The organism is Rhizobium sp. 268 (assembly GCF_036571585.1).
Lineage (GTDB): Bacteria > Pseudomonadota > Alphaproteobacteria > Rhizobiales > Rhizobiaceae > Rhizobium > Rhizobium redzepovicii.
The window spans coordinates 579,627-593,536 of sequence record NZ_JAPPSO010000002.1 but is presented as its reverse complement, the minus strand read 5'-3'; the positions used below and the strand labels follow the sequence as shown (position 1 = coordinate 593,536).

The window sequence follows — 13,910 nt, the reverse complement described above, 5'->3', positions numbered from 1 at the left end:
GGCCGGGTGCGAACCGTATCGGGCGATGATCAGTATACGATCGCGCAATAACGATTTGTGGGGCTAGGCCGGCCGTGAAAGCTCGATAGCAGACTGCAAGGCTTCCAATAGTTTCGTGAAGCGAACGGGTTTGGCGCAGCAGGCAATTGAATTGAACCTGCGGGGTAAAACAGAGCGATCGTAGCCGGTGGTGAACACGAATGGGATATGGCGCGCAAGAAGCGTATCGGCAACCGGATATACCGGCTCCCCATGAAGGTTGACATCCAAGACGGCTGCGTCGAGGCCGTCTGTTGTGGCCAGCAGCTCAACCGCACGCTCCAGAGATTGCGCCGGGCCGATGACGGTGGCCCCTGCGTCGGCCAGCTCCTGGGACAAATCTTCCGCCAGCATAAATTCGTCCTCGACCACGAGCACACGGTATCCGAAAAGCACCCGTTCAACCATGACCACCCTCGATGAGGTTGCTGACGGAAACAGGGATTGCGATCGTGCAATGGACCCCATCCTGGCCAAGGACATAGGACGTCTTCGCATCGAGCTGGTAGGGCAGCGCGCGCTCGATCAGTTCGCGGCCCTGGCCGCCCCCTTGTGGTCCAGAACCGGGAGGCGGCATCTTCACCCGGCTTTCGCGCCAATCGACGTGCAGCCATGGCTTGCCGTCTTCGCCTTGTTTTTCGACACGCCAAACGATCGCCAGATGGGCCTGAGGTTGGCTAAGCGCCCCATACTTAACGGCATTGGTCACAAGCTCATGCATCGACAGTGCCATTGTCTGGACAGTCGTCGATCGAAGCCTGACACCGTCTGGACCTTGCAAGATGACCCGGCTCGTTTCGCCTTCCGCCACGCCGTGGGATGCCAGTTCGGAGCGAATAAGCTGATCGAAGGTAATGCGATCCCCATCCTGCAGCCGCGATAAGAATCCCTGCACCCGCGCCATCACATCCAGCCGGTCGCGGAACTTCTTGTGGAAATCTGCCAGATCTATGCTGGTACGCAGGGTCTTGTCAGCCATCGACCGGACGACTGCCATGAGGTTGCGCGTGCGGTGCTGAAGCTCGCCGACAAGGACTTTCAGACGATCAGCAGAGACCTTTTCATCGGTGATATCTCGGCCGATACCGCCGATCTGGGTAAAATCTCCTTCCTCTCGGAAAAGCGGGAACTCGGCGTTGCGCAACCATCGGATTTCGTGGTCAGAGGCGCGCCTGATGCGGTACTCGTATTCCGCGCTTTCGCCATTGCGAACGCGACGAATTTCGGAGAGCGCCCGTTCCCGGTCTTCAGGGATGATCAACTCCACCCAATCGCGAAAATTGTTGCCCGTGAGGGCCTGATGCCGCTCGACACCGTAGATGGTCTCGAAAGCTGGCGCGAGATATTTCCATTGCAGCGTGTCGGCATCGCGAATCCATAAAACGTCGGAAGAAGCTTCGCCAAACAGGCGGAACTGCTCCTCCTCCTGGCGCAAGGCTGCCTGTGCTAGTTTTCGTGCCGAGATGTCGATGCAGAACTCAGCGGTCGTCCCGTCGCCAAGCTCGCGTCCGGCAAACAACATCCAGCGACGGGTGCCATCGGCGAGGAGATACTCCTTTTCATATGGGCCCATGCGGCCCGTTTCTTTCAGAGTTTTAATCTGCAATTCAGTTTCGGCGATATGCTCCGCCGGGGTCAGCCGGCGCCAGTGAAGCTCTGGGCGACCCAATTGTGAGCGCCTGTACCCGGACATCTGCAAGAAAATTTCATTGGCGTCGACGATCACGCCTTCCTCATTCAGAAAAACCACGCCGACCGCATCAGTCTCCAGAACGCGTTGCAGGCGTTCTTCGCTGCGTCGAAGCGCCATCTCCGCCTCGTAGGTCGCCGTCAGGTCTGTGAAGGTGACGACAGCTCCGCCGATATAATTATCAACGCTGCGATACGGCAGTGCACGGGCTGCGTAGTGCCGGTTATTTGTGGGGTCGCTGACCTTCCGATCCACGGGCATCAGCGTTCTCAGAACAAGCCGGACATCATCCAGAAGCTCCGGATAAGCGACCCGCGAGACGACGTGGTCGAGCGGTCGCCCGACGTCGGTCTCGAGCAGGTGGAAAATTTCGGTTGCGGCCGGTGTGAAGCTTCTGACCCGCAGATCGTTATCGAGGAACACAGTCGCGATCTGGGTCGCCTCGAGGAGGTTCTTCAAGTCTGAATTTGCACGATCCAGTTCAGCGACCCGGTGGGCAAGTTCGCCGTTGACGGTCTGCAGCTCCTCATTGACAGACTGCAGTTCTTCCTTGGAGGTTTCCATCTCCTCGTTGGCCGACTGCAGTTCTTCGTTGATCGACTGATATTCTTCGTTGGACGACTTGAGTTCCTCGTTTGTGGATTCGAGCTCTTCGATGGTCGCCTGGAGTCGATCGCGCGTCAGGCGCAAGTCGGTCTCAAGACGCTGGACGTGCTCTTCGCTCGTCAGCCGTCCTCCGTCCGGCGCCGTCCCCTCGACAACCTGGCCTGCGTCTTGGAACAGCACGATCAGTGAGGTGACGTCGCCGCTGCCTAGAGGTTCGACGATGATATTGACGGCATAGCCACGGTCGTCCTGTCGCAACAGCACGCGCGGCACTTCTACCTTGACGGCTTCAGTCGTGGCACGCTGCAAGGCGGATCGCAAATCGAGCCGAAGATCGCGATGGGCAAGGCTCAGAAGGTTCAGTGTCGCCGTTCCTGACGTCGGTTCGAGAAAGCGACCCGTGCGCCCGGAGAAATGGAGAACGTCATAGTGCGAATCGACAACCACATAAGCTGGCGCAAAGCGCTCTGCGACGACCTCTGCCTGCCGGCTGATCGTGGCCGAAAGCCGGCCGGTCTGGAGCATGGGCGCCGGTGGCGAGAACGGATGGTCGGGGCTGCGCGGACGGGGGCTGAGCGGGAAGTCCGGAATGATCCTGGTTGCCGTTTCCAGCCTCCGAAACAGGCGGTTTTTGCGGTCGACAGGGGCAAAAAGCTTTGCGTGCCGGGTAACGTTCTCCGATGAGCCCAAAAACAAGATGCCGTTTGGCCGGAGAGCAAAATGGAAGATCGGCATGACCCTGTTTTGCAATTCGTTGTCGAGATAGATCAGCAGGTTTCTGCACGACAGGACGTCGATGCGGGAAAATGGTGCATCCTTGACGATGTTATGCGGTGAGAAGATGCACATCTCACGCAATTCCTTGACCACGCAATAGGTGTCACCTTCTCGCACGAACCAGCGAGCGAGTCGCTCGGGCGGCACATGGGAGGTGATTGCAGCCGAATAGCGCCCAGCGCGCGCAATTCCCAGCGCCCGTGCGTCGAGATCCGTCGCAAATATCTGCACCTCCGGAGGATAGTCCATGGTTGATACGTGCTCGCGCAGGAGCATTGCGATCGAATAGGCTTCTTCTCCGGTCGCGCAACCCAGCACCCAGACGCGGAATTTGTCACTCGCCTCCTTGCCTTCGAACAATTTTGGAATTTCGCGCTCGAGCGCTTCAAACTCGGCCGGGTCGCGAAAAAACTGGGTGACACCGATCAGCAGGTCTTGAAACAGGTCCTGAACTTCGTCTCGGCTGGCGCGCAATCGCTCGATATAAGCATCGATGCTGGCGATCTGCAGCACCTGCATGCGTCTGTGGACGCGTCGGCTGAATGTCCCGCGCTTGTATCCGTGAAAGTCGTGGCTCGTGACGTTGCGAAGAACCGTGGCGATCTGGGTGATCTGCGCCTCGAGCGCGTTTGGGGTTTCATCGCCTATTCCAGCGTCTTCATTCTCGTTGACATTGCGCGCGCGACGGGCAATTTCAGATGCAATGCTCTGGGCCGGCAGACGCAGATCCGCAATTGCCACCGCCCCTCTCCCATCCTCGAGGGATGCATTTGCGGTTTCACCGATCTCCACGATCGACAGGCCGCCGAAGTTCTTGGTTGCCGCAACCGCAGCGGTGCCGTCGTTGTCGAGCCCCAGCAGGACAACAACGATTGCCCGCTCTCCCGCATGCTCTGCCAAAGAAATCAGCATCGTGTCGACGATCCCCCGGTGTCCGACTGGTTCGGAAGCCGGACGGACGCGGATATGACCGTCCTCGATCGTCACGACATCGTCCGATCCACTGATATAGATATGGTTCTGGAGGAGCCGTGCACCGTCGGCTGCGACGGTAACTGAAAGCCTGTTCTGCCGCCCGAGCAATCCAAGTACAGTCGCGGTGCTAAGGCCCTTCTGCTGGCGTACTGCCACAAGATAGGATACGCTCAATCCTAGGACGACTTCTGAAAATATCTGTTCGAGCGAGCTCAGCGACTGCTCTGAGACCGCGATGCCGACGATCACGAGCGGCTGTACGTGGCGATCCGCCGCCTCCGCCCCTTGCTCCATGTACTCCTGTTCATCGTAGGCCATTATCAATCCATATCTCGGTTTGCGGCTGACCCTAAACACCGGGCGCGACAAAATGATACACCTTTTATGAGGCGTGTTGAAAAGTCACGCGTTTCCGAGGCGTAGCGAGGTGAGTGCGGCTTCATGCAAGGTAGCGGAATAGCGCCGATATTCCGCAGCCCTTGCCTCGTAGAGTTCGGCCACGGCGTTGCGGCCCGTGTCACGCGCATCCCGGGCCATGCGCTCCACGAGGGTCACGCGCTCCTCCATCACCCGCAGGGCAATCCTGATTGCTTCGTCGAGCTCATCGATATGGGCAGCAAGCGCGTCGGCAGTATAGGCGTGGCCGATCTGGCACCGATAACGCAGCGGCCCCGATCCGCGAACCTCGGAAAGCACGCCATGACAATCGGGGCAGGTAATGGCCGTCGGTGAAGCGATGTTGCGAAGTTCGACGCTCCCGGTTCGGGCGCCAGCTGCGATCTCGACCTCGAGCCGCAGGTCGCCCAAGGGAAGATCCGGAGCCGCGCCTGCAGACGTTCCCGCGATACCGACAAGAAGCCTGCCAAGGTCGGCTGCCGAGGCCACGTGATCGACCTCGACCGCTTCGAGCGCGGCGATCGGCATTTGATCTGCCTCAGCATCGAGAGGGTGCTGCACCACTGCCGTACCGCCGTGCGATTTGATCGCATGAAGCCCTGCCGCTCCGTCGTTGAGCATCCCGGTCAAAATGAGCCCCACGACGCGTGGTCCGAATGACAGGGCAGCAGAACGAAACATCGGATCTATCGACGGCCGGGCCATATTTTCCCGGGGGCCAGCGCCAAGCACGATTGTTTCACCGATGAGCAGCAGATGTCGGTCGGGTGCCGCAAGATAGATGTGGCCGCGCTCGATTGGCTGGCCATCAACCGCCTGCGTCACCGAAAGCTTGGATTTGGCCCCTAGTACTTGCGCCAGGAAACCGGGTGAGTTCGAAGGAATGTGGGTGCTGACGAAGACGGCTGCCGGAAGGTCGGCGGACAAATCCCCAACCAAGGTCTGGAGCACGGCGCCACTCCCGGCCGAACCGCCAATAGCAATGATATCCTTGGTTGGGCTTGATGGCATGGTGGTCGACCTTTAATGATCACTCAACAGCCGGCGAGGTGACATTGTTCCATGTCGAGCGCCGGATCCGTTCTTCGAGCCCCTAGCCGTCGAAAATCCAGCAATCATGTCAGGCGCGCGGCAACAACGCGATCAGTTAAGCCGGTCCGAACCACCGCGTGGACCAAAGAGCGCAACAGCGATCTGCTCGAGTTCGATTGGTTTATCGCAGAGCGCAAACCCTTTGTACTTCGCCGGCATGTGGGATGGGTCATAACCGGTTGCAAACACAAAGTTGATGTCGCGCGCCTCCAGTTCATCGGCAACGGCAAACACGAGCTCGTCAGCGAGAAAAACGTCGAGGATTGCCGCGTCGATGGGCTCCCGTTTGATGAGATCGAGGGCACGGCAAACGTTTGATGTCGGACCCACAACCATCGCCCCAAGGTCCTCAAGCTTGCGGCGGGTCTCGTCGGCAAGAAAATATTCGTCCTCAACGATTAGAATACGCTTTCCCGAAAAGAGTTTCGCTTGATTTGTTTTTTGCACGGGGGAACCTTTCCGAGGAGACAGGAGTGACAGCGTCAACCCGCTGGATGTACTCCAGGCCTGCTCTGCCGAACTGGCAGGCTGGCGAGCATCGCCACTAGTTTTTTCTCCTTACACGGTTTGCTAAGGCAAGGCACAAACATGAAAGGCTTTGGAGCCGAAGAACAATAGTGGCCGGTAACGAAAACGAACGAGGTCTGGTATTCCGTGAGCGTTTCAGCCAGCCGATAGGCCATGGTTCCGCGAAGGCTAAGATCGAGGATTGCTCCGTCGGGTTCGAAGGTTCGCTCGTTAACGAGCTTCAAAGCACATACGACATTCGACACCGGTCCCGCGATTTCAGCGCCTTCGTCCTCAAGGACCATCATCGTGCTGGAGGCGGCCAGATACTCGTCTTCGGCAAGCGGGTAGAGGCGCCGTGCCAGCGTGAGCGAAGGCTCCATGACTAGTCTCCTTTCTCCGTCGAACTATTTCTGACGATAAAAGTTGCGGGCCTCGCAAAGATTAACATAGGCGAACGAGATGCTGATACCGTTGGAAGATCACACTCACTTCCACACTTCAGGGACGGGAAAAGCGGAGACGAGTGGCCGAATTCATCAGATTTTTTGCGCGCCGCGCACCGAAAATCCTATCAATCGCTCGTATTCAGTCTCCGGAATGCCGTAAGATCCATGCGCCTTTAGGATGAGGCCTTCCCGATCGACGATGATCACCTTGCCTCGGACAGATCTGATCAGTTTCTCTCCCTCCAAAACATGGAGCGCATCCGTCACGCCAGAACGCCGCACACCCAGCATGAAAGACATATATTGATGGGTTAGATACAGCACCTCGCTATCCACTCGGTCATTAATCATGAGCAGCCAGCGCGCCAACCTCTGCTCGATTGAATATCGGCCATTGGCCACGGCGGTATAGGCAATCTGAATTCCGAGTGATCGAGCAAATGACGATGTGAGAGAGCGCAACTGCGGCATCTTGTGCACGACACGAAGAAATTTGTCGACGTCAATGCGCTGAGCGGTGCCTTCGATCTGAACCATGGTGTTGTAAGGCGTGCGCCAATCGCCCTCCAGCAAGCCGGCACCTGTCATGCCTTCCCGTCCGATCAGGCCGGCCTCGACCTGCGAGCCGTCGAGCGACACTGCGACGAGCGATACAATCCCCGTTTCGACGAAGGAAACTGAATTTATCTCGCCAAACTGCTGTTCGAGCATCTGACCTTGCATTAATCGTACCTGTTTCAGATGCGGCTGGAGGAGATCGATTTCACGGGGAGGAAGCGCAGAAAGGATAAGATTTTCCTGGCGGTGCGAGGCCTTTAGCGTCGAACCCTCGCAGTCTGACAGGGCCTCGAAAATCGCCTTCTTGTCCAGCGGCTTTTCCACGAAGATTCGATCGGCAAAGCGCGGAGGAACGACATCTCGGCTATAGCCCGTTGCGAAAAAGAAGGGGATGTTGCGTTTCGACAGCTCGTCGGCGACGGGAAATACCGCAGTTCCATGCAGATTGATGTCGAGAATGCCGACGTCGATCTGTGAAGATTCTTCGATGTATCTCAGGGCTTCCTGGATATTGGGTGCAGGGCCGATGATCTTGATACCGGCTTCCGATAAGGCGGAGGCGAGGTCGCTTGCAAGGTCGTAATCGTCCTCGACGACCAAGGCCATCTGCGCGGGCTTTGTGAAAGCCGTATTCATACCACTTACCTGCCTACGTCAGGTTATGTTTCAGATGAAAACGTTTGGGTGATCGACCTGTTCCAAGTGGTCGTGCGAAGCCAATATCGCGCCGGTTTGGGGCGCGCCGGATGCCATCTGATCCTACGGATGCGGGGTCGGGCGCGGCGGCAGCGATTTCAGGTATCGAGCGATGGCAATGCGGTCGGGCTCTTGGAGCTCCGCTGTGTTTCTAACGACATCTGCCATCGACCAGCCCACATAGCCGTGGTCTGGCGTCTTTCCGCTCCTGAGCATCTCTACGATATCGTTTTCCGACCATGGGCCGATGCCCTCTGGCGTGATGTTCGGATTGAAGCCGACGCCTTCCGAGCTCACTCCCCCGGCAAAGCGGGTTTTCGGTTCTATCGCGCCCAAGGCGTTGCGGGAGGAATGGCATTCTGCGCAATGGCCGAGTACCTCGACGAGATAGGCGCCGCGATCGTGCACAGGCTCACCATTTTGCACCCCCTCTGGCCGGCCCTCTTGAAAGAAAAGGAACTTCCAGAAGCCAACGAACCGGCGAACGCGAAACAGGAAAACGATATCATGGGGCTGCGGCCGAGCGGCAACAGGCTGAAGCCCATGCAGAAAGGCATATAGATCCCTTATGTCGTCAAGCGTCATTCCGGTGTAGCTGGGGTAGGGAAAGACCGGATAATAATGCTGTCCTGATGGCGATACGCCGGCGATCAGGGCATTGGCCAAATCGGCCACCGACCATGATCCGATGCCGGCGTGGCGGTCGGGTGATATGTTGGGAACTCTGAAGGTTCCGAAGGGCGAAGCTAGGGCGAAATCGCCTCCCAGCTTCAGGCGATCGGGCTGGCCGGGAGACGCGTGGCAAGAGGCGCAGCCACCGGCGGCAAATACCAGCCGACCGCGCTCAGCATCTCCTGGTGTAAGCCTTGGATCGTCGGCAGAGAAAGGCGGACGCGGTCTAGTCAAAAGCCAGACCGCGGAGACAAGGACGATCGCGGCGATCGCAATCGAAAATAACCGGGGACCTTTCAGCATTTTGGCACCGGACATTGTGGTGTCTTTGACTCAGACCGGCGGCGGCTCGACCATGTAGGGCCTCGCGCAGCGGCGGCAAAGATAAACTTCTCGCTCAGGATTGGCTTCAACCAGAAATCCCGAACTGCGCAACATCGCCTCGACCGCTGCCTTATTCGGGATGAACCAATTGGTGGGATCATTCGCGTAGCGATTTTCGACGAAGAACAGCTTCGGAAAATCCGGCTGGTCGAAGATGGCCCATTCCGAGAAATCATAGTCCTCCTCCGCAATGGTACTTCGCTCGTCACCGCGTTGCAGACATTGAAATAGCATCAAATCGCTCACCACATGTTCATAGAGAAGGTCGAGCGCCAGTAGGGGATGACGCAGATGGTAAAGCACGCCCATGAAGAGGACCAAATCGAAGGTCTCCCCGAGGGCGGATACCTGGTAGACCGATAATTGCCGGAATTCGACGTCGAGGCCGAAATGCGCGGCGGCAAACCGCGCCTGCGTGAGATAGCGCGGATCTGAATCGATACCGAGAACCCGCCCGGCATTGCGGCGCTTCATCTCAAGTGCATAAAAGCCGGCATTACAGCCGATATCGAGCACGCTGCGCCCGCCCAGATCTTCGGGAACGACATGTTTGAAGCGCTCCCATTTGAAAGCGGGATAATCGCCGAGAAAATGATCCGGGGCGGTTTCAATCTCTCCGAACCGCAAGTTCTGGAACCAGGGGCCGAGCTCAGCCACGCGGCGCTTCAGGGCGAGGTTAATCATGGCTTGCCTCCGTTTTTCGATCAGCCCTGCGCGGTAGCCGCCACGTTTAGATGGCTGCGAGACGCCGTTGCCTGCCGCCGCGGGCCGGTGGCGAGGCTGTTGGCAAACCATTCCACCGTATAGACGAGGCCTTCTGAAAGCGGCACGGTCGGCTGCCAATCGAGAAGTTCCCGCGCTCGCGAGATATCCGGACGGCGGCGCTGCGGATCATCCTTCGGCAGCGGCTTATAGGCCACCCCCGTCCGGCTCGGCACCATCGATCGGATCATCTGGGCGAGTTCGTTGATCGTGAACTCCCCGGGATTGCCGAGATTGACCGGCACTTCGGGGTTGCGCCTGAGGTCCATCAGCGCAATCAGGCCGCTGACCAAATCGCTGACATAGCAGAACGACCGCGTCTGCGTGCCGCTTCCATAGATGGTCAGGGGTTTTCCAGACAGGGCCTGTACGATCAGGTTGGAAACAATACGGCCGTCATTTGCCTGCATGCGCGGGCCATAAGTGTTGAAAATGCGGGGAACGCGAGCATCAACACGGCCGGCACGCAGCATGTCGAAGCAGAGGGCTTCGGCGGCGCGCTTTCCTTCATCACAGCAGGCGCGCGGCCCCGTGCAGTTGACATTGCCGCGGTAGTCTTCCCGCTGGGGATGTTCGACCGGATCGCCGTAGACCTCGCTCGTCGAAGCCTGGAGGAACGAAGCGCCGTTTCGTTCGGCAAGCGCAAGCAGGTTTCCGGTGCCGGCAACGCAGGTCATCATCGTGTGGACAGGATCCGCCTGATATTGCGGCGGCGCTGCCGCGCAGGCGAGGTTATAGATCTGGTCCAGCGGCTCCTCGATTTCGAGGAACTGGCAAACATCTTTTTCGATAAGCCGGAAGCGCGGGTGGTTGGTCAACGGCAAAACGTTATCCGGCGAGCCGGTAATATAACTATCAACGCAGATAACGCAGTCACCACGACCGAGGAGGGCATCGCAGAGATGGGACCCTACAAAGCCGGCTCCCCCTGCCACCAGAACAGTCTTGGCTTTTCCGCGACGATTGACTTGCAGCATCGATACTCTCCTTCACGCTGAAAGACGCTCATAAGCTCGGATTGACGGCAGTGTCGAAATGGTCTGGGCGAGTTCGACAGCACGTGCGGTGCCGGTATGGCCCCTCAAGATGCGCCTTCTGGCGGCAGCGGCAATCGCGATGCGGTCCGCATCGGCAAGTTCGGTCAACACCGCCACGACATCGGCTGGTCCTTGCGCAACAAGCAAAGCCTCCCCAGCCGGCAGAAGTTCATCGAGCCCGCGCCAGAAGTCGCTGACAACAGCCGTTCCGCAGGCAGCGGCTTCGAACAGCCGCACGCTAGGCGACCAACCGGCGGCGATCATGTCGCTGCGGGTCACATTCAAGGTAAACCGTTGCCTGGTGTAGAAGCTTGCATGATCAGCCGGCGCCAAATGCTCGATGCGCTCCACATTCGCCGGCCAGTCGATCTCGGCGGGATATTGCGGCCCGGCGACGACGAAACGCATGGATGGCAGGCGACGTGCCGGCTCCAGAAGCAGGCGCTCCAATGTCGGCTGGCGATCCGGGCTGTAGGTTCCGAGGTAGCCGAGATCCCAGCAAGATGTCTCACCTGTGTTGGCATATCGGCTTTCGTCGACCGAGCAGTAAAGTGCCACAGCTCTCTTCGCCCCATATCTATTCTCCAGCCAGGTCAGTACCTCTCCTCCGGAAAAGGAAAAGTAGGCGTCAAAGATCGGAATCTGCCGCAGCGCCAGATATTCCTCCTCGCCGCGATCAAGCTTTGCGAGCGTTACAGGCGTGTCGATGTCGTAGAAGCAGAGCCCTTTTGGCTCAAGCTGGCCGAGTTTGTCGATGAGCGCCACACCCTCAGGCACGTAGGATCCGACGATGACGGCATCGGCTCCTCTCAGCCGGTCTCGATGAAGGTCAATCATCGGCTCGATGTCGGCGTAATAGGCGAGGTCGCAGAAGTCCGGTGAAGCAAGATCGCGTTGACTTGCGTACCAGGGGACGTCCCGCTCCAGGAACAGAACACGGTGACCGTCCTGGCGAAGCCCTTTGATGAGAGCGCGGTAAGTCGTGGCATGGCCGTTTCCCCAGGACGAGGAAATTGAAAGCCCGATAAAGACGATGTCGAGCGACCGGGTCATTCGGCTGCCTCCATCCGCGCGCCGAGACGAGCGCGGAAAATCTTGTCCACGGCTTCGGCACGATTGGTGTAGGTGTGCTCTGACAGCACGCGCTGACGCGCGCTCTCGCCGATTTTCCGAGCCGACTGGCGCGACAAGCCGGCAACCAGCGCCGCCACGTCCTGTCCATCGCGCGCGACCAGGACTTCCTCATCGGGTTTCAGGAAGAACTCGATGCCTTCCCAGTCGTCGGTAATAAGGCAGGCGCCGGCGCCGGCAGCTTCGAAGACTCGTGTCGCTGGCGAGAAACCGTTTTCCGCCATGCTGGCGCGCGATACGTTGAGAACCGCCATCGGCGTCACATTGAAGGCGTTATGATCCCGCGTCGGCACATGGCCGATATAGCGAATATTTTGCGCGACCGGCCTGTCATGCCAGCCCGAACCGCCAAGCAGGAATGTCCGGTCCGGCAGACGAGACGCGGGCTTCAGAAAGAAATGCTCGACCCGCGCCTCTCGATCCGGCAAACGGTTGCCGAGGAAGGCGAGATCGGCAGAGAAGCGTATGTCCTCCGGCACCGGGTGGTGCGTTTGCGGATCGAGCGCATTGTAGATAGGCACGCAGTCGGCCGCGCCCACTGCGCGGTATGTGCTTACCACAGGATCGCCGCCGCCATAAGTGAGTACAAGATCGATCCCGCAAAGCGCTCGGCGCAGCCGATGATCGGGATTGGCCTTGAGTTCGGCAAGCGTTGCCGGTGCATCGACGTCCCAAAAGATTTTCAGGGCCTGCGGCCGCGCGTGGCCAAGCACCTCTTCCAGAAGCTGATCGTCTTCAAAACCGACGCCGCTTGCCTTGACGACGATATCGGCCTCTGCCGCAGAGCCGCTGACGGCCTTCAAGGCGTCGATCGTGCCTCCGTAGATGACGACCTTGCACCAGTCCGGCGGATCTATGTCGCGGTTCTTTTGCCGATCATAGACATCGGGTTCGTAGAAAGTAATGTCATGTCCTTTCGCCGCCAGCGCCCGCAGCAGGCCGCGGTAATAGGTGGCAGCGCCATTCCAATAGGTGGAGACGAGGCTTGAACCGTAAAATGCGATCTTCACTCGGCTGCCTCGCGGGATTGGAGATTGGTGGTGACGCGGTTCGTGCCGCAGCGCGTCAGGACTGCGAAAAGCTCGTCGACGCGATGCCGGCAGGTGTGGCGCGCCTTGATCGTCGTCAGACCTGCCGAGGCGAGGCTTGCGGCGTAATCGGGCTCCGAAAGAACGTCACGCAGATTCCTCTTCATCTCCTCGCCGTCGTGAACGAGAAGAAAGTCCGTGCCCGGGGAGAAGAGGTGTTCAGCATCGTCCCACGGTGCCGAGATCAATGGTATCCCGCAGGCAAGGGCTTCGAAGACGCGGATGGTTGGAATACCCGGCAGATGCTCAACATAGGGGCGTCGCGGAATGTGCACGGTCACCTTGTGGCTGGCGAAGGCGGCAGGAACATCCGAATTGGCGATCCATCCGCCGTAAGCGATACCGGCGCTGCGAAGGGCGTCGAGCGCCTGATCGGGATAGCGGACGCCGCGAACGGTGGTTGTCAGGCTAAGCGATTGGGCGGGACCGACCAGGAATTCAGCGATCTCGGCCGACCGTTCATCATCACCCCAGTTGCCGATCCAGATGAGATCTCCGGTTCTTTCGATGTCCGGCATTGGCCGAAACAAAGTGTCGTCGGCGGCTTCGTGCCATGTGAACACGTACTTTCCCCAGCCTGCTTTGAGATAGCGTTCCCGCAAGGTCTCGCCGAAAGCCAGCACGCCGTCATAATCGCGAAGGCTCAGCCCGGCGATGTCGCCTTCGGCCGAGACTGCCCGATGATGTGTGTCGTGAAAGAGCAGCGTGAAGTTGGTGCCATTGCTCCGGATGCGGCCGAGACGAGCCACCAGTTCAGGCTCCGTCCATTCGTGGACGATGACGACATCAGCATCCCTAAGCGCGGCTTCATGATCGAAGCTCTTTTCATAGATCTGCGAGCGGTGCTGCGGAAAGGACTGGTAAAACCTCGCGACTGCCGAGGCGCCCTGATCGCCGACGAGGTTGGTACGGCTCCAGGCATCTTCCGGTTCCAATGCCAAAGTTTCATGGCCACGCCGCTGGAGGTCGCGCATCACACCGCGAAGAAAATGCGCGTTGCCGTGGTTCCAGTCGGAGATGAGCGAATGGGTATAGAAAACGAACTTCATGA

Annotated in this window: 12 protein-coding genes; all 12 read right to left on the bottom strand. The window is 58.8% G+C overall.

The window, feature by feature from the left end; translation table 11 throughout:
* Positions 1 to 63: 63 nt before the first annotated feature.
* On the bottom strand, positions 64 to 447 hold the full coding sequence (locus tag OS035_RS06230; RefSeq protein WP_331813518.1) for a response regulator: 384 nt from the start codon (positions 445 to 447) through the stop codon (positions 64 to 66).
* Complete coding sequence (locus OS035_RS06225) at positions 440 to 4,405, bottom strand: CheR family methyltransferase (protein WP_331813517.1); 3,966 nt, start codon at positions 4,403 to 4,405, stop codon at positions 440 to 442. Before OS035_RS06225 ends, OS035_RS06230 begins: the two co-directional genes overlap by 8 nt.
* An 84-nt stretch (positions 4,406 to 4,489) precedes the next feature.
* Positions 4,490 to 5,494, bottom strand: coding sequence for a chemotaxis protein CheB (locus tag OS035_RS06220; protein ID WP_331813516.1), 1,005 nt, complete (start codon positions 5,492 to 5,494; stop codon positions 4,490 to 4,492).
* A gap of 132 nt (positions 5,495 to 5,626) precedes the next feature.
* A complete protein-coding gene (locus OS035_RS06215; RefSeq protein ID WP_183780463.1) occupies positions 5,627 to 6,022 on the bottom strand; it encodes a response regulator in 396 nt (131 codons plus the stop codon).
* A 35-nt stretch (positions 6,023 to 6,057) separates the two neighbouring features.
* A complete protein-coding gene (locus OS035_RS06210; protein ID WP_331813515.1) occupies positions 6,058 to 6,465 on the bottom strand; it encodes a response regulator in 408 nt (135 codons plus the stop codon).
* Between the two features lie 156 nt (positions 6,466 to 6,621).
* Positions 6,622 to 7,725 (bottom strand): helix-turn-helix domain-containing protein, encoded by a 1,104-nt coding sequence (locus OS035_RS06205; RefSeq protein ID WP_183780457.1) that lies wholly within the window; start codon positions 7,723 to 7,725, stop codon positions 6,622 to 6,624.
* A 123-nt stretch (positions 7,726 to 7,848) separates the two neighbouring features.
* Entirely contained in the window at positions 7,849 to 8,760 is a 912-nt protein-coding gene (locus tag OS035_RS06200) for a cytochrome c (protein ID WP_183780962.1), read from the bottom strand.
* A 30-nt stretch (positions 8,761 to 8,790) separates the two neighbouring features.
* Positions 8,791 to 9,525: a TIGR04290 family methyltransferase gene (locus tag OS035_RS06195; protein WP_183780959.1), complete on the bottom strand. Its 735-nt coding sequence runs from the start codon at positions 9,523 to 9,525 to the stop codon at positions 8,791 to 8,793.
* A 20-nt stretch (positions 9,526 to 9,545) separates the two neighbouring features.
* Complete coding sequence (locus OS035_RS06190; protein WP_331813514.1) at positions 9,546 to 10,580, bottom strand: UDP-glucuronic acid decarboxylase family protein; 1,035 nt, start codon at positions 10,578 to 10,580, stop codon at positions 9,546 to 9,548.
* A 12-nt stretch (positions 10,581 to 10,592) separates the two neighbouring features.
* A complete protein-coding gene (locus OS035_RS06185; RefSeq protein ID WP_331813513.1) occupies positions 10,593 to 11,693 on the bottom strand; it encodes a CgeB family protein in 1,101 nt (366 codons plus the stop codon).
* Complete coding sequence (locus OS035_RS06180) at positions 11,690 to 12,781, bottom strand: CgeB family protein (protein ID WP_331813512.1); 1,092 nt, start codon at positions 12,779 to 12,781, stop codon at positions 11,690 to 11,692. The genes OS035_RS06185 and OS035_RS06180 overlap by 4 nt, the downstream gene beginning before the upstream one ends.
* Entirely contained in the window at positions 12,778 to 13,908 is a 1,131-nt protein-coding gene (locus tag OS035_RS06175; protein WP_331813511.1) for a CgeB family protein, read from the bottom strand. The genes OS035_RS06180 and OS035_RS06175 overlap by 4 nt, the downstream gene beginning before the upstream one ends.
* Between the last annotated feature and the right edge of the window lie 2 nt (positions 13,909 to 13,910).

What these genes read in the sequence shown, in the direction of transcription:
- OS035_RS06230 (WP_331813518.1), bottom strand. Translation starts at nt 447, where the DNA reads ATGGTTGAACGGGTGCTTTTCGGATACCGTGTGCTCGTGGTCGAGGAC.
- OS035_RS06225 (WP_331813517.1), bottom strand. Translation starts at nt 4,405, where the DNA reads ATGGCCTACGATGAACAGGAGTACATGGAGCAAGGGGCGGAGGCGGCG.
- OS035_RS06220 (WP_331813516.1), bottom strand. Translation starts at nt 5,494, where the DNA reads ATGCCATCAAGCCCAACCAAGGATATCATTGCTATTGGCGGTTCGGCC.
- OS035_RS06210 (WP_331813515.1), bottom strand. Translation starts at nt 6,465, where the DNA reads ATGGAGCCTTCGCTCACGCTGGCACGGCGCCTCTACCCGCTTGCCGAA.
- OS035_RS06205 (WP_183780457.1), bottom strand. Translation starts at nt 7,725, where the DNA reads ATGAATACGGCTTTCACAAAGCCCGCGCAGATGGCCTTGGTCGTCGAG.
- OS035_RS06200 (WP_183780962.1), bottom strand. Translation starts at nt 8,760, where the DNA reads ATGCTGAAAGGTCCCCGGTTATTTTCGATTGCGATCGCCGCGATCGTC.
- OS035_RS06195 (WP_183780959.1), bottom strand. Translation starts at nt 9,525, where the DNA reads ATGATTAACCTCGCCCTGAAGCGCCGCGTGGCTGAGCTCGGCCCCTGG.
- OS035_RS06190 (WP_331813514.1), bottom strand. Translation starts at nt 10,580, where the DNA reads ATGCTGCAAGTCAATCGTCGCGGAAAAGCCAAGACTGTTCTGGTGGCA.
- OS035_RS06185 (WP_331813513.1), bottom strand. Translation starts at nt 11,693, where the DNA reads ATGACCCGGTCGCTCGACATCGTCTTTATCGGGCTTTCAATTTCCTCG.
- OS035_RS06175 (WP_331813511.1), bottom strand. Translation starts at nt 13,908, where the DNA reads ATGAAGTTCGTTTTCTATACCCATTCGCTCATCTCCGACTGGAACCAC.